Below are 20,384 nucleotides of genomic sequence, written 5' to 3'. Positions count from 1 at the left end.
TACCATTGATCCCCCCCTGTTTCCATAGCAAAAGTCAGGGATCACCCTCCGGCTCCCGGTACGACAGACAGACCAGCCTGATCTCCTCTTCAAGGTCAAGAAAGGCCTGCAGTACAAACGGATCAAAGTGGTCAGGACTGGTGCGGCCATCCCCGCCGGTAATGATCTCAATTGCCTGCTCATGGGGGTAGGCAGGTTTATAGACCCGCACACTGGTCAAGGCATCATAGACATCAGCCAGGGCCATCAAGCGGCCTGAGACCGGAATCTGCTCCCCCTTCAAGCCGTGGTAGCCGCTGCCATCCCACCGTTCGTGGTGGGTATAAGCAAGCTCTTCGGCAAAACGCAGAAAGGCTGAGGCTGCATTATTACGCATAGCGGCTTCAATTCTGCTGATAATATCCCGCCCGAAAACCGTATGCTGCTTCATGGTTTCAAACTCAGCCTCCGACAGCGAAGCCGGTTTCTGGAGGACATTATCCGGTACCCCGACCTTACCAATATCGTGCAGCGGCGCTGAATTAAAGAGCAGCCGCATGGTATTCCGGTCAAAGTACCCCTTGAAATGCTGATGTTCCTTCAGCTGCTCCGCCATCAGCCGGACATAATGCTGGGTACGGCGGATATGTTCACCGGTCTCAATATCACGGTATTCCGCCAGGATCCCCAGGCCAAAAATTGCCGCATCCTGGGTCAGAATCAGTTCCCTGGTCCGCTCATGGACCAGCTCTTCAAGGTGGTCGCGATGGCTTTTCAACTCCAGATGATTACGCAAGCGCGCCTTGACCAGCGAGGGGGTAAACGGCTTGTGGATATAGTCAACCGCCCCCAGGTCAAGCCCGCGCTGTTCATCTGCCTGATCTGACAACCCGGTGATAAAGATGACCGGGATTGATTCGGTGCGGGGATCACGCTTCAGCCTGCTGCAGACCTCGTAACCATCCATGCCGGGCATCAGGACATCCAGCAGGATAATATCAGGCACCGGCTGCGTTGTGGCAAGGTGCAGTGCCCGCTCACCGTTATTGGCCACCACAATGGCATACTCGTCCCGCAACAGGTTCATCAAGACCTGGATGTTCTCCGGGGTATCATCAATAATCAGTACCTTGCGCCGCTTGGGATCACTGACCACGCTGGCCACCTCCTGCTTCCTGCTCCAGACGCACCGTCAAGCGCTCCAGAATTGCATGGGCACTGTCTATATCAAAAACGGCCAGACAGCGCTTCAGCTCTGCCAGGTCCTGCTGCAGGCAACCGCCGGATAGGCAGCCTTCCAGCGCATCAATCCGTTCCATGGCACCCGGCAGGTCGCTATCCAGCAGCTTGACGATCTCGCGGGCAACGGCCAGACAGCTGGCAGGGTCCGCCGAAGCAGGGCCGGGTGCAGGCACCGGCAGGACAGGGTCCAGGCCCTGCTCCAGTCCGGCAAGCACCACGGCCAGCTGTTCTGAAAACAGGGTCAAGGCAGCGTCCGGCGACTGGTCCGGCTCTGCCAGAACGGCCTCAAGCTGTCGGGCCGACTCTGCCAGCTGCATGGCCCCGATACTGGCGCTGACCGATTTGATGGTATGGGCAGACCTGTGGGCCGTTTCCCGGTCACCGGTAGCCAGCGCCTGCCGTATCTCCAGATCGGCAGAGCGCCGGGTATCGCGAAAGCTGTGTAATCGCTCCAGGTAGAAGGCTGGCCTGCTATTGCAGTAGTGCAACCCGGTAGTAAGGTCAATGCCGGGCAATCCCTCGGGTAGCGGGGTGGTGTCACTCTGAGGCTCCGGCCGGTTGCCTTCTGCAGACGGCGCGTCAACGGCCACGGGCTGAAGCCAGTCCAGCAGCAGGCGGGTTAACTCTTCCGGCACAATCGGCTTGGCAATATAGTCGTTCATACCGGCCTTCAGGCAGCGTTCCCGGTCAGATGCCATGGCATGGGCGGTCATGGCAACAATCGGAGTAGCGGCAAAGCCGGGCAGGTTACGGATCTGACGGGTCGCTTCATAGCCATCCATAACCGGCATCTGAATATCCATCAGTACCAGATCAGGCTGTTCCTGCGTGATCAGCCTGATCGCCTCAAGTCCGTTCTCTGCCGTGCTCACCTGCAGATCCAGTGAAGCCAGCAGTTCTACCGCCACCTGCCGGTTGAAATCGTTGTCCTCCACCAGCAGCACCCGCCCACCACGGATGGCGGCAAGCCGGGCACGGTCATGCTCGTCCCGCTTCCAGCTGCCGGCAATATCCAGTCTGCTTTCCCTCCCAAAGGCGGTCATGATCCCGTCAAACAGGACGGAAAGATTGGCCGGTTTGGTTATATAGCCATCCAGCCCCTCGACGGTTGCCCTGCGCGCCGCCTCATCGCAACCGTAGGCGGTGGCCATAATGATCCGGGGATGGTGCGTGATGGCATCGCTACAGCGAATCTGACGCGCTGCCTCAAAACCATCCAGCTCCGGCATGATCCAATCCATGATCACCAGATCATAGGGATGCTCTTTCCGCTCAGCCCGCAGCAGTTCTGCCAGACCGGCCTCTGCCGACGGGACGCTGGTGACGCTGAAATTCAGCGCCGTCAGTTGGCCCTCGAAAATCTCACGGGCGCTGCGGTTGTCGTCCACCACCAGCACCCGCCTGCCCCTCAGGTCCGGCTCCGGTATAATCCGGTTTTTGGGTTCCAATCTACCTATCCCGAAGCGGGCGGTGAAGCTGAACTCACTGCCTTTGCCCGGCTCGCTGGCAACCGTCAGCTCCCCCCCCATCAACTCAACCAGCTGCTTGCAGATGGCCAGCCCCAGGCCGGTACCGCCATACTTGCGGGTGGTGGAAACATCGGCCTGGCTGAAGGGCCTGAAGAGCTTTCCCAGCTGCTCAGAGTCCATGCCGATACCGGTATCGCGTACGGAAAAACGCAGCAGAACCTGTTCCGTCTCCCGCCTGACCAGACGTGCCGACAGCACAATCTCCCCCTGCTCCGTGAACTTGGCCGCATTGTTACAGAGGTTGCTCAAGACCTGTCCCAACCGCAGGGCATCACCCACGAGGGCCGCAGGAATGGCCGGATCGGACTCCACCAGAAACTCCAGCTTTTTCTCAAGCATTTTGCCGGAGACCAGCATGGTCAGCTTCTCAAGCGCCTCTTCCAGCAGGAAATCCTGCTGCTCCATCTCCATCCGGCCAGCCTCGATTTTAGAAAAATCAAGGATATCATTGATGATTCCCAGGAGCGATTCAGCCGCAAAGGAGACCTTGCGCAGATACTCCCGTTGCTGTGGTGAAAGCTCGGTGCGCAAGGCCAGGTGGGTCATGCCGATGATGGCATTCATCGGGGTGCGGATCTCATGGCTCATATTGGCCAGAAAGCTGCCCTTGGCAACACTGGCTGATTCAGCCGCATCCCGTGCCTTTTCCAGCTCCTGATTGGCCGACTCAAGCAGCGTGGTCCGCTCCAGCACCCGCTCCTCAAGGGTCGTATTTACGCTGCGAAGCTCGGAGATCATCGCCTCCAGCTGACGGGCCATGGTATTGAAGGCGCTCCCCAGCAGGCCGATCTCATCATCCGCACCGCCACCCTGTTCCACCTGGATGGTCAGATCCCCCTGTGCCAACCGTTTCGCTGCCTCGGTCAGGCGCACCAGACGCCGGGTCAAGAAAAATCCCAGCGCGAGGCTGATACCGACCACCAGGCAAAAGCTCAGCAACGCGATCAGCACGCTGGTTTTCAGTACATGCGCATGCTGCTGCTCCATCTGGAGATGGGAAAACCTGATTTCTACCGTTCCGACCACGCCGGTTTCATTTGAAATAATCCGGCGCTGCAGCTCATCATCCGGCGTGCCGGATTCAGCCGCAAGCCGGCTCCCCAGTTCGGACGGAATAGTGCTGGCCACAATTATTCCGCGAGAATCGGCAACCCTGATCTGCCGGACCTCAGGATCCCGCTGCAGCTTCTCCAGGTAAAGCTGCAACACCTCATACTCACCCTGCAAGAGCGAGTTGCGGGTGATATCCTGCAAAAATGAACTAAATACCGCTTCTTTCGTTTCAAGCTGACTGCGGGCCACCTGGTGGGACATACTGATGCTCAACCAGGTCACCAGGGCCAGCAGCAACCCGGCTACCACCGCAATAATCAGTGCAAAACGGTAGCGCAGCGAGTTAATCTGCATCAGCGCTGCCTCAGCAACTTCAGGTAGGTCTGAATGACGTCATAGTCCCGCTCAGTGGTGACACGAAACGGTTTCGGCACCTCACCCAAAAACATGGAGCGCAGCTGGGGATTGACACCATTCAGGTCACTGGCCAGCAGCGCGGCCTTGACCGCCTCACGGTCACGTAACGGCAGCTCTTTTTTGATCACGAAGAGCGGTGACGGGATCTCCGGGGTTTCATGGATCAGGCGAAAGCGGGTCTTCATCTGCTGTTCCACCAGCCGCACCCCCGGCGGAGAGACACCGCAGGCGTCTACCTTGCCGATCATCAGTTGCTGCAGACAGGCCTGGTGGGAGGCTAGGTAGACTATTTTCACGTCATGTTCAGGCCTGAGCCCGGCCTTTTTGATGGAAACCAGGTTCATAAAGCTGACTGCGGCCACCTTAGGCGGCATCCCCAGACTCTTTCCCTTGAGATCTTTCAAGGTCTTGATGGGGCTGTCCTGCTTGACCACGATATGGCTGGTCAAACGGTCGTTGCGAGCCGCCAGCAGCAGGTAGCCGCCCGGTTTGGCAATATCCACATAGTCAAAGGGCTGGATAAAGGCAATGTCGTACGAGCGGCTACGCAACTCATCCATGAATTTTTCAAAAGAGGTTGTGGTGCGCAGCTTGATCGGCCTGCCGGTGGCACGGCTGATCTCTGCGGCAAGCGGGGCAAAGATGCCCTCAATGCTGGCGGTAGGGATGAAAGGAAAGACTCCCATGGTATATTCTGCAGCGACCGCTTCAGTGCTGGAGGCCTGGAGTTCTACAGGTGCGACCAGCAGACTCAGCATCAGAAACAGTGCAAAAACACCCAAGGGATACCGTAATGATCGCAGCATGATCTACCCTCCCTGAAGCCCTTTAATGAAATTTGATAGTACCAGTTTTTTTCTGTTTCACCACTTCTAATTGTTTCCATTGCGGGCTTGTAAACCGCTCTGTCTGCGCTATAGTTATCCGCAGTCAGTTGACCGGAAAGGGGCCCTATGCCGTTTTTTTTGTCAAAAAAGACAGAGGTACTCCCTCTGATACTGACGACCGGCCTGCTTATCCTGCTGGCCGGCATCTGCAGTGCGGAAGAGCCTGAGAGCACCATCAGCCCTGCTCCGGCAGACCCTCGCGAGGTATTCCGGCTGGCTGGTGTCAGCTCCTTTACCAAAGGCGCCCTCTCCAACATCGTCATTCGCGGTTATCAACGTGAAAACCTGATGATTACCTTTGACGGAGCCCCTTATTTCGGTGCCACCCCTTTCAGAATCGATGCTCCCCCCTTCCTGCTCCAAAATACCGATATCAGCACGATCATTGTCACCAAAGGCCCCTACAACCTGGCCTATCCCGGTGCTGCCGGCGGCAGTGTTGAGGTGGTTTCGCCTGCCAACCCACCGAAGCTATCCGGAAAGACCTCTTTTTCCTACGGTTCCTATGATGTAACCGAGGGACGGGCCTTTGTTTCGGTTGGAAACGAACGGGCCGATTTTGGCGCCGGCTATCTGGGGCGTTATTCCGGGGTGCCGGAAGCCGGTAATGGCGTCTCTCTGCTTCGCACAACCTACCCGGGCCGGAACAATAACTATCGCTCCGGCAGCGAAGAACAGCCAATGTACCGTATCGACTCCTTTTGGCTGAAAGGAGGGCTGAATCTGTCCAAAGACAGCCGGATGGAGCTTTCCTACGCCTTTCTGCAAGGGACGGACATCAAGGTTCCCACTATGAATTTTGATGTTTCAGACGAACAGGTACACCGTTTGAACGGCCGCCTGACTGTGCGGAATATTTCTCCCCTGATTCGTGAAATCAGTCTGCAGGGGTGGTGGAGCAGGGCGCGTACCTTGCTGGACGACAGACTGAGACTTTCTTCTGATCCCACCAACGCCGTGCAGAGTACAACAAGCCTGACAACCGCGTATCGAAATGCCCTGTTGCTGAATCAACGCCCCTATGCCATGTCCAACCGGTTTGTCGTTGATACCACCGGGGCGAGGCTCGTCGCCACAATCGCTCCGGGCGCCGGTGAGTTGCGCAAGGGGGTTGATTTTTACCAGCGCACCTGGAGCGGCAGCTACTCGTCATTATTGAATTTCGGGACATCTGCCACACCAGACTACCGCTACAATGACAACCGCAACACGGTTGCCATACCTGATGTCACAACCCGTAATATCGGCCTGTTTGGTTTGTATGAGCTGCCGCTGACTGACACGCTGCGGACGGTGCTGTCAGTGCGGGGTGATGTCAGCCGGGTGGATGCTGAAGGCCTGGTTCCGGGACGTATTGCCAACTTCTATCAGCCCTACTATCCCGGTCAGGTAATCCCGTACAGTCGTGACTTTGCTGATTGGGGTGCCAATGCCCAGCTGTTCTGGAAGCTGCGGCCTGATCTGGAACTGTTTTTGAAAGCCGGGCGTGCCAGCCGAATTCCTGATGGGCATGAATTATATGTCGGCCAGAACCGTCAGGGGAGCAACCTGCTCGGCAATCCGTTTCTACGCCAGACGGTCGTGCATCAGGTGGATGCAGGGGTAACCTGGGTATCCGGCAGGCACCATGCCGAGCTGACCACATTTTACAGTCAGGCTACAGATTTTATTCTACCCGTTTCCCGGCCTGATCCCGATGGCACCAATCCCCTTACCCCTGCACGCAGCACAACCAATCTGAATGCCACCATCTGGGGGGTCGAGTTTGATGGCACGCTGCAACTACCGGCATATTGCAAGCTTTCAGGCATGGTGGCCTACAGTGAAGGGCGCAACCGGACCAGCGGGAGGCCGCTGGCCGAGATTCCGCCGCTACGTGGACGGTTGGCTCTGCAGTATGATGACCGCCGTTTCTTTGCCGGTATCAGCCAGACCCTGGTGGCCCGCCAAAACCGTTTTGATGCCACCCTGAATGAGACCTCTATGCCGGGCTATTGCGTCACAGATCTTCATCTTGGCACTCGCTACAACGGATTTACCATTACTGCCGCCGTCAATAATCTTTTTGACAGCAGCTATGTCCAACCGCTGTCCTATCAACGCGACCCCCTTACCATGGCGGTTCGTATCCCTGAAAGCGGACGAAATTTTGCCCTGTCAGCCAGCTATCGTTTCTAGACCGGCCTTGAGGCCACGCTCGCAACACGGCTAGTCGTTCCGCAGCATCATTCTATCGAGCTGATGCACAATAAATGCGCCTCTGGTCTTGCGGTAGATGGTATGACCGCAGTACGGGCAGACCAGCTGGCGCGGCTCAGGCTGCGCCGGACGGTCATGGCCAAACTCAATCACTTCAAACTGTCGCTTACATTCAGGATTCAGACAAAACTCAACCGGCATGACAATCACCTCTGGACACCACAGCAGATCAGAACAGTAGCTCAACAACAGCCTAAGGCCGATGCAGGCGGTTATTCCGGCGGTGTATAGAGGCTCCTGTAGACAGGGGAGGCGGGGGAGGGTATCTGCAGCGGCGTTACGGCGTGGGCGGCCCATGTCTGCTGCAGGGGCGGCAGCAGAATGAAGCTGTCGTCTTCATCAGGATCGACAGGTCCACCATTTTCATCCGTGGTATCACACCCAAGCAGTGTGTGGAAGACAGGGCTGTCGGCAGACGCCTGGCAGGCAGGGACGGCAACCAGCTGCAGCACGCAGGAGAGCAGCAGCAGACAACAGCAGAAGCAGCGTATGCGATGGTGATTCCGGGCTGTCATGGGATCCAGAGTAACACGCTGTTCTTGAAAAAACAAACGGCTGATGCAGCTATACGCGCACCAGCCGTGAGCGGTCTACGGCAGGGAACAGGCCGGGCCGGCATAACTACCGGTTACCAGGGTTTTGAGAAACGTTATGAGGAAGGCCGGGTACAAGGCGCACGGAACGCAGCGAATGAGACATAACAACGAGTTAGGCGATTGAGCGAGTACCGCGCAACGCCGTAGACGGCCTCCGGAATAGTTTTTCAAAACCTGTTACAGCTTGACCAGCTCATAGCTTCTGCTACCCAACCCGACCTTTTCCGCATGTTCAAGCTGCACCTGCCAGGGGATCTCCGGCCAGCAGCCCCGGAACTTGTCGCCCCCCGGCTCATGGCCGCTCTTCAGAGCGGAATCCTGATTGCCGCGGGCATTATTGACCAGGTCGGCACAGGCCTGATCCAGCGCCACCGGATCAATCGAGGCACAGATGCCGATATCGTTCACAATCGGGGCGTCACAATGGCCGTAGCAGTCGCAGGCCGGTGAGACCTGGGTGATAAAGTTGAGGTAGACCGTCTTGCCCTGCTTGTTGGCCACCGCACCGCTGGCATACTCTGCCATCTTCTTCATCACCAGATCAGCAGCCTCGTTCCACTGGATCGCCACCGCCTTGGTGGGGCAGACCGTAATACAGCGGGAACAGCCGGCACACTTGATTGCATCAATCACTGCCACGCCATCCATAATCCGAATCGCATCATGGGCACAGGCCCGGATACAGAGTCCGCAACCGGTACAATGCTTGGCCGTCACCACCGGGGCCACGGTGGAATGCTGCACCAGCTTGCCTTTGCGGCTGGCACAGCCCATGCCCAGGTTCTTGATGGCGCCGCCAAAACCGGTCAGCTCATGGCACTTGAAGTGGGACAGCGCCACCAGGGCATCAGCCTCCACAATCTCGGTACCGATGTAGACCTCTTTAAGCAGCTCGCCGCTAATCGGAACCGTGGTCTCGGTGACCCCCCGCAGACCGTCCGAGATGATCAGCGGTGCATTGACCACGGCGTAGGCAAAGCCGTTTTCAATACCGCAGGCCAGGGCAGAGATCGCCTCCTTGCGCTCGCCGGGGTAGAGGGTGGAAGAATCGGTCAGAAACGGTTTGGCCCCCAGCTTTTTCAGCTCATCCACCACCCGCCGGGCAAAGATCGGCCTGATAAAGGCACTGTTACCCTTTTCGCCAAAGTGGATCTTGACTGCCGTCAGATCCCCTTCATTGACCCGTTGCGCCAGACCGCACATGGTCAGCAGCTTGGTTATCTTGTCAAACAGGTTCTCTTTGTGGCTGGCCCGCATATCAGCAAAAAAGACTTTGGACATGGTCGCTCCTCCTGTAATGCAACGTGGCCAGTTATAACCAGTGGTCACGTGCGAAATGATCTTTATGCGTTCTTCTCCGTATCCTCAGCAAGCTCTTTGGGAAGAAAATTCTGCTTGCTGACTACGCTTCTACCAAGTTCTTTCTCTGTTTCCCTGCGAGCCGTACCAGCCACCCGGCCGCCCCGTTTCGCCACCCTTTTGTTCTCTTCAAAGGTACCAGGCTTTTCGGTCTGCGATATCTCAGTGGTCACCTTTTCTCCCAGCATGGTGAAGATCAGTTCCAGATCGGTCATATGATCGCGCAGGTTATCATTTTTTCTGGTCAGACCTTTCAGATTTTTATGCTCAGAAGGGGTTACGCCAAAGGTGGCCTTGGCTATCTCGGCGGTCAGGATGCTGAAATCACGCTCTGAGCTGATGCCCCGTTCCTGCCATTCATCGGTCAGGTTCTGGCGGATGGCGATACCCCGCAACCGCTTGTCGATCCAATCCTTGGGGTAGCCTTTCTGCTCGTATAACTCCTTCATCCGCTGTTGTGCCAGCTCCGGATTCTCAATCTCCTGAATCCGCTCATAGCCAACCTGCGCCAGCCAGCGTTTGAATGGTTCTGCCTTGGGGGAGGGGATGGATTGGATAATGCGGAACATCCCCTCGGTGTTGGCGCAGTCGGTGGTATATTTTTTCCCGTCAGCGGCAGGCAGTTTCAGTCCGTGACAATTTGTCACGACCTGACTGCCTTCCTTGTTTAAGCGCTGTTTCAATTTTCTCCAGTAAGCACCCGAATCCGGACTTTCTGTTAACACTTCACAGACATCCACCACTGAAAACCACCATTCATCATTATGGATGGTTTTCCGAATCTGTTTGCCTTCAAAGACAGCCAACTTGACAAGTTGCTGTGCAGTCATAGTGTGCCTCCTTTTGCAGAAGCTTTCTCCACCAGAGCGATCTCCTCGTCGGTCAGGTTGTAGAGGGCATAGACCAAGCGATCGATCTCGGCTTCAAGTCGGGGAACTTCCGGGCTGTCGGGGGCATCCAGGATCTGCTGCACGCGCTCGACGATCGGAACTTGCTGGTCTTCTGGTGCCTCTGGCACAGGAAACTGCTGGATATCGCTGATCATGATTTGCGGGAAGGTGTCTTCAGCCGAAATCTGGAATCTGTTTTTGAAGTACCAGCCGATAAAGCGGGAATTCAAAACCCCCAGCAGATACAAGTAAGATAGCTTGTGTTCCGGCTTAATTTTTAGAACATGCAGCAAGGTGTTACAGTAGGAAGTTTCCGGCACATAGCTGGCAATAAGGGTGTCAGCCACAATCTTTCGAATCAGAATTTTTTCACCAACGAAATTTTGCGGTTTGCGAGGTGCTGCAAGCCAAGGTCCATAGTGAAGCCAATTGTTTTTCTCCCAAAATATCCGATAGCGCCCCACATGCTTGCCATCATAAAACGGTAAAAAGTCTTTGTGCTTTTGAACTGTGGAGGTAAATGGCTTAGTAGAACGAACTGCTTCCGTTTGTGGTGGATTCCCTTTACCAACCTCATAAGCCTTTATACCTGAAAACATTTCTGCCAATTCAGCTATGCTAGGTAGTGTGGTTACTAAGCGGTTCAACAGTGTTTCAGCAGCGCCGCCAAGCTGAACATTAAAACTGCCTTGGGTATGCCATGAAACCGTATCAGCAGTAGCAGCGTACTCAGGCAGATCAAGGTCTATCTGGCTGGCTTGTTTTGAAAAGCTTTTAACCCGCACTGAGGACTGATGAAACACCTCAGCTGAAGCAGCTTTCTCGGTAAAAAGCAGGGTGGTGTCAACCGTGGCATCATCAAAAACACGGGATGGCAGTAACACCAGTTCTTGCAGGTATGAATTCTGTAACAGATGGCTTCGTAACGGCGCAGTAAAGTTCAGGTTCAAATAGGTGTCAGGAATGATAAAGCTGAACTGCCCTTGATACTTCAATAGCGATAACGCCTTTTCGACAAAGAGAACATAGCTTTCTCCCCGTAGCGTGTAGGTCTGGTACCATTGCTTCAACTCTTTTGCCATGGCAACGCCATACGGCGGGTTCCCGATCACCGCATCAAAGCCGATAAACTCCCCGGCATCATCCAGCACTTCCGGGAACTCAAAACGCCATTCAAAGGCGTTGCTGTACAGCAGCCGCTCCTTCTCCGCAAAGCGGGTCTGCAGCGCTTCTACCTCTTTCATCAGCTTCTGCCTGGCTTCAGTCCCTTTTTTATCAAAGGCAAAACCAAGCTGGGCCACTTCGTTTTCCTTTTTGCGCAGGGCGATCAGCTCTTTGTCATTGGGCAGACCAAAGTTCTCCAGGGAATGTTTCAGGTTCTCAATCTGCTTGCGTACTTCTGCCTTGTTGCTGGGGGCATGTTTGTAAAAGAAGACCAGTTCACGATATTTGTCGGCCAGTTCTTTCTGCTTCTTGCGTCCGGCTGCAGGGAGTGACGGCATACCGGCCAAGGCAAACCGGCTGACCAGCGAGTTGCCGCACTTGATGTTGATATCAATGTTGGGCAGGGTTTCAAGCTGGTCGCTGTTGCGGCGGTAGTAGGCGTTTTTCAGCAGCTCTATCCAGAGCCGCAGGCGGCAGATCATAACTGACTTGGGGTTGATATCCACCCCGAACAGGCAGTTTTCAATGATGGTCTCTTTTTCGTGGAACAGGGTCTCCTGTATCCGCTGTGATTCGCTGTCCTTGAAGTGGTACTCAAAGATCTGATCATCAACCGTGACGATCAGTTCATCGTTTTCAATGGTCAGGTCACAGCGCAGCAGCTTACCGTCTCTGTCGGCCAGTATCCGCAGCTGACTCTTGATGGCGATGATCTCATTTAAAGCTGAAACCAGGAAGTGGCCGGAACCCACAGCCGGATCGCAGATCTTTAAGGAGTTGATCAGGGCATTGGCATCGTTAACCGGTACACGCTGGCGGTAGATTTCATTGTGCAGGTCAATCAGGCTGCTACAGTCCCAACCATAGGTGTTGTTGAACTTGTGCAGTACGGCCCGTTGGATGGTTTCACGGCAGATGTACATGGTGATAAATCCAGGGGTAAAGAAGGAACCGTCCCGGTAGCCGTTGATCTTTTCAAAGATCAGGCCCAGCACCGAGGCGTTGATGATGCTCTTGTTCTGCTCCTGAATCTCGGCGCTGCCTTCTGCGCCAAAGTCATAGGCATCCAGAAATTCAAACAGGTAGTTCAGGGTGTTTTTGCTGCCGGTTAAGCGCTTGCCGTTGGTTGCCTTAAGCACGGTGGAGCTTGAAAGCGGCAGATCAAGCCGGTTCTTGAGTTCATTGATCCGTATGGTGGCCCGCTCAAGATCGCTTTCTTCAAACAGGGAGCTGTTTAGGTACGGAATGGCCCCAAACTTTTCCCGTACTGATTGGCTGCGCTCGTCAACCCGTACTGCAAGCACCTCAAAAAACAGCTCATTCAGTTCATCAAAATCATCAATCCGGCTGCTGTTGAGAAAGGCATGGCTGCGGTCGCCCTTATGGTAGGTGATCAACTGCCCTTCCAGCAGCTTCAGAAACAGCAGACGGTTAAGCCAGGTGATGCAGAGTTCAAGGGCAACGCTGAAATACTGTTCATCTGCATCAGCTCCGTACTGCTGCGGGTTGGCAAGGACAGAAAGCCGTCCACGGGTCTTAAGGATGTTGCAGGTGTTCTCCAGCAGAGATCCATCATCGCGCTTGCCTTCGGGCTTGCGCCGGATCAGCTTCTTGCCTTTTTCCTTTACCTCTTCAAGGCCGATGATATGCAGCAGTTCACTGTAAAACTCCCTGTTCAGGGAGTTACTGTCGTTGGCAAAGGACTGTTTTAGCAGGTGTGGCGGAGAGAGTACCTTGTAGAGGGCGATCAGCTTGTTGTCTTCAGCCTTGGCAGGATTACGGACAATCCGCTCGTACTCTTTCAGGTTAAAGTAGGTGCAGGGAAGGTTTTCCAGTTCGCCTTCAACAAACGGCTTGAGGATTTCTCTATAGAGCCAGTCGGTTTTGTCACCACTAAAGAGGCCATTGCTCCACTTTTGATAGCTTTCAACAAACTTCTTGTTCTGAAAAAACAGACGCTCAAAATCAGCGGCATCAAAGATGTACCATTCATAGATATTGCAGACAATCAGACGCCTGACTTCCAGATTGCCCTTTATATAGCGTTCCTGCATGTAGTAATGCAGCAGCTCATGCAGCGCCTTGCTATTGGGCTTGTCGTGGGAGATCATTTCAGCGCTGTTGCCGGGGCGTTTAACCTCCAGCAGTACGCCAACCGTGTCTTTCGAGTTTGTACCGTTATGGATGACCAGATCAGTACGACCGCTGGTGTTGATCTCGTGGGTCTGCTTGTACCAGGTGTCTTTCAGAAAGTCTGAGACAATATTCTTGAGGTGCTCTTCATGCTCGTCCGTACCCGTACGGATACGCTCAAACATCCGGGCAAGGTTGGCCCTGAAAAGGTCGATCTGATCCCGCTTCAGGCTTTGTTTAAGGTAGGCCTTGTTGAGGGATTTTTGAGGTGGCAGAATGGTGAGCTTCATAGAATGCCTTATATGCTGTTGCACATGAATAACATCGGTAAACGCCTAAACTTTATAACAAATGAGTCCTGCAATTGCCACACAAACAAAAAAGGACAGAATCATCATTCTGTCCTTTAACACCGGTCGTATCAACTAACCGCGACGAGTTACTTTACATCCCTGCCAACTGCCCCGGCGCTTCAACTCGTTTAACACAGCATACCACATCTGGTTATTCTTCAAACCCCATTGCGGCGCAACCCTGATTTCAAGCGGTGATGAACCGTACAGGCGCTGGATGCTGATCCGGGACGGCAACCGCTCCAGAAAATCCGCCGCAGTGCCGACATACTGCTCAAGGCTGATCGGGTCAAACTCGCCCCGACGGTACATGGCAGCCAGTTCAGTCCCTTCCACGGCATGCAGCTGGTGCAGCTTGACCGAGGTAATTGAGGGTAACGAATCAAGCAGGTCGGCCGATTTGACAAACTCCTGCGGCTGCTCTCCGGGAAAGCCGTAGATCAGGTGGGCGCAGATATCAAGGCCGCGGCCTGAGGCCCGTTTGACGGCGGAGATAAAATCATCCAGCGAGTGTCCCCGGTTGATCTGTTCCAGAATGGCATCATCGGCTGATTGCAGGCCAAGCTCCAGGCAGACGTAGTGATCCCTGGCAATCGCGGTCAGTAGCTCCAACGCCTCGTCAGTCAGACAGTCAGGCCGGGTGCCAACCGAGATACCGATTACATCAGGCAGGGCCAGGGCACGCTGGTAGAGCTCTGCCAGATGGTCTACCGAGGCGTAGGTGTTGGTGTACTTCTGGAAATAGACAATGAATTTATCTGACTTAAGACGCCTGCGGTGATAGGCCATCCCGGTTGTGACCTGTTCTTCAAGCGGAATCTCGGCCTGGGTGTCGCGGGGGGAGAAGGAGACATTGTTGCAGTAGATGCAGCCGCCGGTACCTTTGCTGCCGTCACGGTTGGGGCAGGTGAAACCGGCGTCCACATTAACCTTGCTGACCCGGCAGCCAAAACGCCGGCGCAGGTAGTGGCCGTAGGAGTTGATCCGCAGGTCAGGATGGATATGTTCAGATGAAAACGCAGACATGCAAAACCTTTAATCACCGCAGAGGGCACAGAGGTAAAAACCGGGAAAAGCACACGGGATATACTTTTGCAGTCCCTCTACCTTACTCCGCGTCCTCTGCGGTAAAACGATTGGTGTTACTAACAACCAAGTCCCCGCCGGAAGGCCTCGGCTGCTGCAGCCGGATCAGCCGCAGCCAGGATATCCGAGATCAGGGCCACCCGGTAACAGCCGGCAGCAGTGACCTGCTCAAGATTAGTGCGTTTGATGCCACCCAGGCCGAAGACCAGATCACCGACGGTCTGCCTGCAGGCCCGCCCCAGCTCTCCCAGCCCCACCGGCTCACCATAGGCCGCCTTGGAGGGGGTCGGGAAGACCGGGCCGAAGGTGACAAAGTCCGCCCCCTTGGCCAGGGCAGCCACGGCCTCACCCACGCCATGGCTGGAATAGCCGATCAACAGATCAGGCGCAATCCGCCTGGCAGCCGTAACCGGCAGCGAGTTCACCCCCAGGTGGACGCCGTCCGCCTCAACCGCCAGGGCGACGTCAATCCGCTCATTGATCAGCAAACGGGCATCATAGCGGCTGGTCAGCGCCCTCATTTCCCAGGCCAGCTCATACAGCTCAGCCGCCGGCAGATCTTTTTCCCGCAACTGCACAGCCCGCACCCCGCCGCCAAGTGCTGCCTCAACCACCTCCAGCAACGGCCTGCCGGCGGTCTGAGTGCGGTCAGTGATCAGGTACAGGGAAAAGTCAATCACAGTGAGCCTTACGAGCCGATCAGATCGGTCAGCGGTGAAGAAGCCGTGGCATACAGCTTCTTGGGTATCCGGCCCGCCTCATAGGCAAGACGCCCGGCCTCGACCCCCAGCTTCATGGCCCGCGCCATGGCAACCGGATCCTGTGCACCGGCAATGGCGGTGTTCATCAGGATCCCATCACAGCCCAGTTCCATGGCCAGCGCGGCATCAGAGGCGGTACCCACCCCGGCATCCACGATGACCGGCACACTGACCGCTTCCATGATGATCTTGAGATTATAGGGGTTGCGGATGCCCAGGCCGCTGCCGATCGGCGCAGCCAGCGGCATCACGGCAGCGCAGCCCAGCTGCTCCAGCTTCTTGCAGAGGATCACGTCATCACTGCAGTAGGGCAGGACCGTGAAGCCCTCGGCAACCAGTACCTTGGCCGCCTTGAGCAGTTCTTCGTTATCCGGGAAGAGGGTCTTTTCATCACCCAGCACCTCCAGCTTGACCATGTCGGACAGACCGGCCTCACGGGCCAGACGGCAGGTGCGGATCGCATCGTCAGCCGTGAAGCAGGCCGCAGTATTGGGCAGCAGGGTGTACTTTTTAGGATCGATGTAGTCCAGCATGCAGCCCTTGCCCATCTCGGCCAGGTTGACCCGCCGGACAGCCACGGTAATGATCTCGGCACCGGAGGCCTCCAGCGCGGCCACCATCTGCTCGTTCGAGGCGTACTTGCCGGTTCCCACCATCAGGCGCGAGTTGAACTCTTTTCCTGCAATTGTCAGTTTACCTTTAGACATCTGCTATCCTCCCCCTACGAAATGGACTATCTCGATCCTGTCCCCATCCTGCAATGTCTGTTCAGCATAGCCGGCCTTGGGAACGATCTCCAGGTTGCGTTCCACAGCCACCCGTGTGACCGGAATCTGCAACTCTTCCAGCAGTTGGCCGACCGTGGTCCCGTCGGCAAGCTGCCGCATTTCTCCGTTGATTACGACCTGCATGGCACATACCTCCCGCAATAAAAAAAAGCCGCCTGGAAGGGCGGCGATTCGTCGGTATTCGAAATCGTCCGCTTCCCTACGCCGGAATTACCCGGATCAGGTTCCAAGGGTCGCAGCCGGTTGCTGCTCTCAGTCGAAACTCCCCTAGCGGTTTACATGGTTAGACAGAAAGAACTAGGGCAAACCTAGTGGATTCACCTCTGATTGTCAACGGTATTCTCCTGTGCAGAAACCGGACTGACACAGAGTTAAGATGCAGTTTTCAAATACTATGGTATTCTCTTATTTCATTACCTTACCCGGGAGATGGTTCCTATGGCCGACAAGCGCAACAATGACCGGAAACGCAGGCGGATAGCCCTTTGTTTTGGTACTGATGAGGCCGCCAGCAGACGCGCCTTTACCGAGGATCTCTCACCGCTGGGGCTGTTCATCAAGACCGCCAATGTCTGTAACCCCAATACCGTCCTCAGGATTGAACTGCTGGTCGATGACCAGCCGATCAGCTTCGATGCCCGGGTCATGTGGGCCAAGCGGGTCCCCCAGAACCTGTTCCATCTGGTGAAAAAGTGCGGTATGGGGGTGCGGATCATCCGCTTCCATAACGGGCGCGACCGCTATATGGGTTTATGCCATGTTCCAGAACCGCTGCCGCAGGGAGGGGCCACGCATGTGTAGAAAGATATTTATCGGCGCAACCGGTCAGCATTGCGGCAAGACCACCATCTCGCTCTCGCTGATGCATCTGGCCCTCCAGAAATACCGTCGGGTTGGCTTCATGAAGCCGATCGGCCCCAAGTGCATCCAGTACCGCGGTCTGACCATGGACAAGGATGCGGCCATGTTTTCCAGTGTCTTTGGCATGGATGATGTGGCGCACCTGATGTCCCCCATGACCCTGACCCCCGGCTCGACCCGTCAGTTTCTGGATGGCAAGATTGACCCGCTGGCACCCCGCCAGGCGATCCTCAAGGCCTGTGCCGAGTTGGAGCAGCAGTTTGATTTTCTGATCATCGAAGGGGCCGGACATGGTGGTGTCGGTTCAGTGGTGGGTGTCAATAACGCCCAGGTGGCTGCCATGCTGGGGGCACCGGTTTTGATGGTGACCGGCGGTGGTATCGGTAACGTCATCGATGCGGTGGAACTGAATCTGGCCCTCTATGCCCGCGAACAGGCCAATGTGCGGGTTATCATGGCCAACAAGCTGGTGCCGGAAAAGCGCGAGCGCTCTCTGGCCTATCTGACCAAGGCGTTCCAGCACCAGCAGCTGCTGGTCACCAGTGCCTTTGATTATTCTCCCATTCTGGCAGACCCGACCCTGCAGCACGTAGGTGAACTGCTGGAGCTGCCGTTGCATGGTGACCCTGCCGACCGCAGCCGGATCTGCCACACCATCCAGCTGGGTGCCGCCTCTTCCCAACGGGTGATTGACAGCCTGGAGGAGTCAACCCTGCTGATCGTGACCAGCTCCCGCGACGAGCTGATCGTGACCGCCTCATCGCTGCATCATATCCCCGAATTCCGCCAACGTCTGGCAGGGCTGATCGTGGCCGGTCATGCGCCAATCTCCGGTATCACCCAGCGCATCCTGGAAGACAGCAACATCCCCTACATCAGAATCGAGGATACCACCTCCCAGGTCTATTACCGCCTGCGGGAGCATGTCTCGAAAATCGGACCTGACGATACGGAAAAGATTGAACTTATTAACTCAATTGCCGAAAAGTATATAAGTTTTGATGCGATAGACGCAATGCTCGGCGCATAGCCGGTCTCAACTGCAACCCTGATAACCGAAAAAGCTTGACCATATCCAGTTGTTTGATATTGTTAGCGAAAAATCAACTTAGAGGACTACATGATCCTGGTCACCCGCCTTGACCGACAAACGATGTTTCTGAACCCTGACCATATCGTCAGTGTCGAAGAGACCCCAGACACGGTGATTACGCTGTTTAACGGCCATCACATTCTCGTCCGTGAACACTGTCAGGTCATTCTGAACCGGATCATCGCCTTCAGGTCCAGGATTTTACGTCGCTCAGGGGCTGTTCCCAATGGCCACGCCTATTTACGGCGCCAACGGAATTCACGCTACCACCGTAGCGAGAGTGAACATTTCCTTACCGACGACACCAAAGCGACACTACACCCACTTCACCGCCAGGACACCTGATCTATGGATTTAGCAACAATAATCGGCCTTGCACTCGGCTTTGGCGCTGTCTTCGGCGGAGCGGTACTGGAAGGGGTGCATGTCAGTGCGCTCATTTCACCCACATCCGCCCTGATCGTGCTGGGCGGTACCTTTGGCGCCGTCTTTATCTCCTTTCCGCTGGCTGCCTGTATCAACGGCTTCAAGGATATCAAGACCGCCTTCCTGCCTCCCAAGGTAGACCCGGAAGCGGTGGTGAAGGACATTATCGGCTACGCCACCAAGGCCCGCCGTAACGGCCTGATCTCGCTGGAGCAGGAAGCGCAGAACGCCAAGGACCCGTTTATCAAAAAGGGGATTTCACTGGTGGTTGACGGCATTGACCCCCAGAAGCTGCGTGAGACCCTTGAGGCCGAGATCATGGCCTATGAAGATCACAAAAAACACTCGGTTGAGTTTTTTGAAGCAGCCGGCGGCTACTCTCCCACCATCGGTATTATCGGCGCCGTGCTTGGCCTGATCCACGTTATGGGTAACCTGTCCGACACCTCAAAACTGGGGGCAGGTATTGCTGCCGCCTTCGTTGCCACCATCTACGGCCTGATGACCGCTAACATCATCTGTCTGCCGATCGGCTCCAAGATCAAGATCCGGATGAAGGAGGAGGTACTGCGGCGGGTCATGATCGTAGAAGGCCTGATTGCGATCCAGAACGGTGAAAACCCTCACTTTATTGAGCAAAAGCTGAAGGCCTTTGCCGGTGAAGAGCACTAGGAGCCTCTGACGTGGCGCTGAAAAAAGAGCCGGAAAAGCATGCCAACCATGAGCGCTGGCTGGTCTCCTACGCTGACTTCATCACCCTGTTGTTTGCCGTATTTGTCACCATGTATGCCATGTCCCAGACCGACAAGAAAAAGGTTGAGGAGGTGGCTGCCGCCATGCGGGAGTCGTTCGGCTATTCCACCCAGGCCGCCGCTGGACAACGCGGGGTGTTGCAGTCCCAGGATATCAAGCCGATCCCCGCGATCAAGCCTGAGATGGCCGTTATCCCCATGATTAACAAGATGCCGCCGGCCGGCCCGAGACAGGGCGGCATGGACAAGGGGCGCGGCAAAGGCAAGGCGGAGGAAAAGGAGTTTAAAGAGATCCAGTCGGCCATTGAGGCCTATCTGATCAAGCATGGTGCCCAGAACAAGGTGAGCATCGGGATTACCCGCCGCGGCCTGGTGGTCAGCCTGAAGGAGGCCGGTTTTTTTGATTCCGGTTCAGCGGTGATCAAACCGGCAGGGTACCAGCTGTTAAATACGATCCTTGAGGCCATGACCCAATACTCCAACCCGTTGCGGGTTGAGGGACATACCGACAACATACCGATCAGCACCCCGCTGTTTCCCTCCAACTGGGAGCTGTCAGTCTCCCGTGCCACCAATGTGCTGCGCTACCTGCAGAAGAACTACGATGTTGATCCAGGCAAACTGTCTGCCACCGGCTACGGGGAATTCCGCCCCACTGCTGAAAACACAACCTCAGAAGGCCGCTCCAAGAACCGGCGGGTGGATATCGTTATGCTCTCCGGTGGCGCTGAGCAGGGCGAACCCTGATTTCTCAGT

Annotated in this window: 18 protein-coding genes and 1 riboswitch; of the genes, 6 read left to right on the top strand and 12 right to left on the bottom strand. The window is 55.7% G+C overall.

The features are described from left to right. Positions 1-34 precede the first annotated feature (34 nt). From FY034_RS00235 to FY034_RS00225, 3 genes are read right to left on the bottom strand one after another with little or no spacing between them, the layout of a single operon-like run. A complete protein-coding gene (locus FY034_RS00235) occupies positions 35-1,144 on the bottom strand; it encodes a response regulator (protein ID WP_265552843.1) in 1,110 nt (369 codons plus the stop codon). Then, positions 1,125-4,157, bottom strand: coding sequence for a hybrid sensor histidine kinase/response regulator (locus FY034_RS00230; RefSeq protein ID WP_265552841.1), 3,033 nt, complete (start codon positions 4,155-4,157; stop codon positions 1,125-1,127). The genes FY034_RS00235 and FY034_RS00230 overlap by 20 nt, the downstream gene beginning before the upstream one ends. Continuing rightward, a complete protein-coding gene (locus tag FY034_RS00225; RefSeq protein ID WP_265552837.1) occupies positions 4,157-5,026 on the bottom strand; it encodes a phosphate/phosphite/phosphonate ABC transporter substrate-binding protein in 870 nt (289 codons plus the stop codon). The genes FY034_RS00230 and FY034_RS00225 overlap by 1 nt, the downstream gene beginning before the upstream one ends. 147 nt (positions 5,027-5,173) lie before the next feature. Here FY034_RS00225 and FY034_RS00220 point away from each other — a divergent pair, with 147 nt between their 5' ends. After that, positions 5,174-7,285 carry a TonB-dependent receptor gene (locus tag FY034_RS00220; RefSeq protein ID WP_265552834.1) on the top strand — a complete coding sequence of 704 codons (2,112 nt, stop codon included), beginning with the start codon at positions 5,174-5,176 and terminating at the stop codon, positions 7,283-7,285. 30 nt (positions 7,286-7,315) lie between these two features. Here FY034_RS00220 and FY034_RS00215 read toward each other — a convergent pair whose 3' ends face one another. The 9 genes from FY034_RS00215 to thiS all read right to left on the bottom strand — a co-directional run bounded on the left by FY034_RS00215 (position 7,316) and on the right by thiS (position 16,619). Continuing rightward, positions 7,316-7,507 carry a hypothetical protein gene (locus FY034_RS00215; protein WP_265552831.1) on the bottom strand — a complete coding sequence of 64 codons (192 nt, stop codon included), beginning with the start codon at positions 7,505-7,507 and terminating at the stop codon, positions 7,316-7,318. A 71-nt stretch (positions 7,508-7,578) separates the two neighbouring features. Continuing rightward, on the bottom strand, positions 7,579-7,881 hold the full coding sequence (locus tag FY034_RS00210; RefSeq protein WP_265552829.1) for a hypothetical protein: 303 nt from the start codon (positions 7,879-7,881) through the stop codon (positions 7,579-7,581). Between the two features lie 258 nt (positions 7,882-8,139). Then, positions 8,140-9,243, bottom strand: a complete 1,104-nt coding sequence (locus FY034_RS00205) for a DUF362 domain-containing protein (protein WP_265552828.1) — start codon at positions 9,241-9,243, stop codon at positions 8,140-8,142. Between the two features lie 62 nt (positions 9,244-9,305). Next, entirely contained in the window at positions 9,306-10,151 is an 846-nt protein-coding gene (locus FY034_RS00200) for a Bro-N domain-containing protein (RefSeq protein ID WP_265552826.1), read from the bottom strand. Further along, entirely contained in the window at positions 10,148-13,798 is a 3,651-nt protein-coding gene (locus FY034_RS00195) for an Eco57I restriction-modification methylase domain-containing protein (RefSeq protein WP_265552824.1), read from the bottom strand. Before FY034_RS00195 ends, FY034_RS00200 begins: the two co-directional genes overlap by 4 nt. 135 nt (positions 13,799-13,933) lie before the next feature. Continuing rightward, positions 13,934-14,887, bottom strand: a complete 954-nt coding sequence (locus FY034_RS00190) for a TIGR01212 family radical SAM protein (protein ID WP_265552822.1) — start codon at positions 14,885-14,887, stop codon at positions 13,934-13,936. Positions 14,888-15,006: 119 nt separating this feature from the next. Then, on the bottom strand, positions 15,007-15,627 hold the full coding sequence (thiE, locus tag FY034_RS00185; protein ID WP_265552821.1) for a thiamine phosphate synthase: 621 nt from the start codon (positions 15,625-15,627) through the stop codon (positions 15,007-15,009). An 8-nt stretch (positions 15,628-15,635) separates the two neighbouring features. Continuing rightward, positions 15,636-16,415 (bottom strand): thiazole synthase, encoded by a 780-nt coding sequence (locus FY034_RS00180; RefSeq protein WP_265552819.1) that lies wholly within the window; start codon positions 16,413-16,415, stop codon positions 15,636-15,638. 3 nt (positions 16,416-16,418) lie between these two features. Beyond that, positions 16,419-16,619 (bottom strand): sulfur carrier protein ThiS, encoded by a 201-nt coding sequence (thiS, locus tag FY034_RS00175; protein WP_265552817.1) that lies wholly within the window; start codon positions 16,617-16,619, stop codon positions 16,419-16,421. Positions 16,620-16,675: 56 nt separating this feature from the next. Beyond that, positions 16,676-16,775: riboswitch (TPP riboswitch) on the bottom strand. Between the two features lie 159 nt (positions 16,776-16,934). Here thiS and FY034_RS00170 point away from each other — a divergent pair. From FY034_RS00170 to FY034_RS00150, 5 genes are all read left to right on the top strand, one after another. Then, a complete protein-coding gene (locus FY034_RS00170) occupies positions 16,935-17,297 on the top strand; it encodes a PilZ domain-containing protein (protein ID WP_265552815.1) in 363 nt (120 codons plus the stop codon). Next, positions 17,290-18,387 carry an AAA family ATPase gene (locus tag FY034_RS00165; RefSeq protein ID WP_265552814.1) on the top strand — a complete coding sequence of 366 codons (1,098 nt, stop codon included), beginning with the start codon at positions 17,290-17,292 and terminating at the stop codon, positions 18,385-18,387. Before FY034_RS00170 ends, FY034_RS00165 begins: the two co-directional genes overlap by 8 nt. Positions 18,388-18,477: 90 nt before the next feature. Continuing rightward, positions 18,478-18,795 (top strand): flagellar FlbD family protein, encoded by a 318-nt coding sequence (locus FY034_RS00160; protein ID WP_265552813.1) that lies wholly within the window; start codon positions 18,478-18,480, stop codon positions 18,793-18,795. 3 nt (positions 18,796-18,798) lie between these two features. Beyond that, on the top strand, positions 18,799-19,548 hold the full coding sequence (locus FY034_RS00155) for a flagellar motor protein (RefSeq protein ID WP_012468128.1): 750 nt from the start codon (positions 18,799-18,801) through the stop codon (positions 19,546-19,548). Between the two features lie 11 nt (positions 19,549-19,559). Next, entirely contained in the window at positions 19,560-20,375 is an 816-nt protein-coding gene (locus FY034_RS00150) for a flagellar motor protein MotB (RefSeq protein WP_265552809.1), read from the top strand. Positions 20,376-20,384 lie beyond the last annotated feature (9 nt).

The organism is Trichlorobacter lovleyi, assembly GCF_015239775.1.
Classification (GTDB): Bacteria; Desulfobacterota; Desulfuromonadia; order Geobacterales; family Pseudopelobacteraceae; genus Trichlorobacter; species Trichlorobacter lovleyi_B.
The sequence above is the reverse complement of the archived record's forward strand: the minus strand, read 5'-3'. Positions and strand labels throughout refer to the sequence as shown.

Coding starts and splice junctions, on each gene's coding strand:
- FY034_RS00230 (WP_265552841.1), bottom strand. CDS start 4,157: ATGCAGATTAACTCGCTGCGCTACCGTTTTGCACTGATTATTGCGGTG.
- FY034_RS00225 (WP_265552837.1), bottom strand. CDS start 5,026: ATGCTGCGATCATTACGGTATCCCTTGGGTGTTTTTGCACTGTTTCTG.
- FY034_RS00220 (WP_265552834.1), top strand. CDS start 5,174: ATGCCGTTTTTTTTGTCAAAAAAGACAGAGGTACTCCCTCTGATACTG.
- FY034_RS00215 (WP_265552831.1), bottom strand. CDS start 7,507: ATGCCGGTTGAGTTTTGTCTGAATCCTGAATGTAAGCGACAGTTTGAA.
- FY034_RS00210 (WP_265552829.1), bottom strand. CDS start 7,881: ATGACAGCCCGGAATCACCATCGCATACGCTGCTTCTGCTGTTGTCTG.
- FY034_RS00205 (WP_265552828.1), bottom strand. CDS start 9,243: ATGTCCAAAGTCTTTTTTGCTGATATGCGGGCCAGCCACAAAGAGAAC.
- FY034_RS00200 (WP_265552826.1), bottom strand. CDS start 10,151: ATGACTGCACAGCAACTTGTCAAGTTGGCTGTCTTTGAAGGCAAACAG.
- FY034_RS00195 (WP_265552824.1), bottom strand. CDS start 13,798: ATGAAGCTCACCATTCTGCCACCTCAAAAATCCCTCAACAAGGCCTAC.
- FY034_RS00190 (WP_265552822.1), bottom strand. CDS start 14,887: ATGTCTGCGTTTTCATCTGAACATATCCATCCTGACCTGCGGATCAAC.
- FY034_RS00180 (WP_265552819.1), bottom strand. CDS start 16,415: ATGTCTAAAGGTAAACTGACAATTGCAGGAAAAGAGTTCAACTCGCGC.
- thiS (WP_265552817.1), bottom strand. CDS start 16,619: ATGCAGGTCGTAATCAACGGAGAAATGCGGCAGCTTGCCGACGGGACC.
- FY034_RS00170 (WP_265552815.1), top strand. CDS start 16,935: ATGGCCGACAAGCGCAACAATGACCGGAAACGCAGGCGGATAGCCCTT.
- FY034_RS00165 (WP_265552814.1), top strand. CDS start 17,290: ATGTGTAGAAAGATATTTATCGGCGCAACCGGTCAGCATTGCGGCAAG.
- FY034_RS00160 (WP_265552813.1), top strand. CDS start 18,478: ATGATCCTGGTCACCCGCCTTGACCGACAAACGATGTTTCTGAACCCT.
- FY034_RS00155 (WP_012468128.1), top strand. CDS start 18,799: ATGGATTTAGCAACAATAATCGGCCTTGCACTCGGCTTTGGCGCTGTC.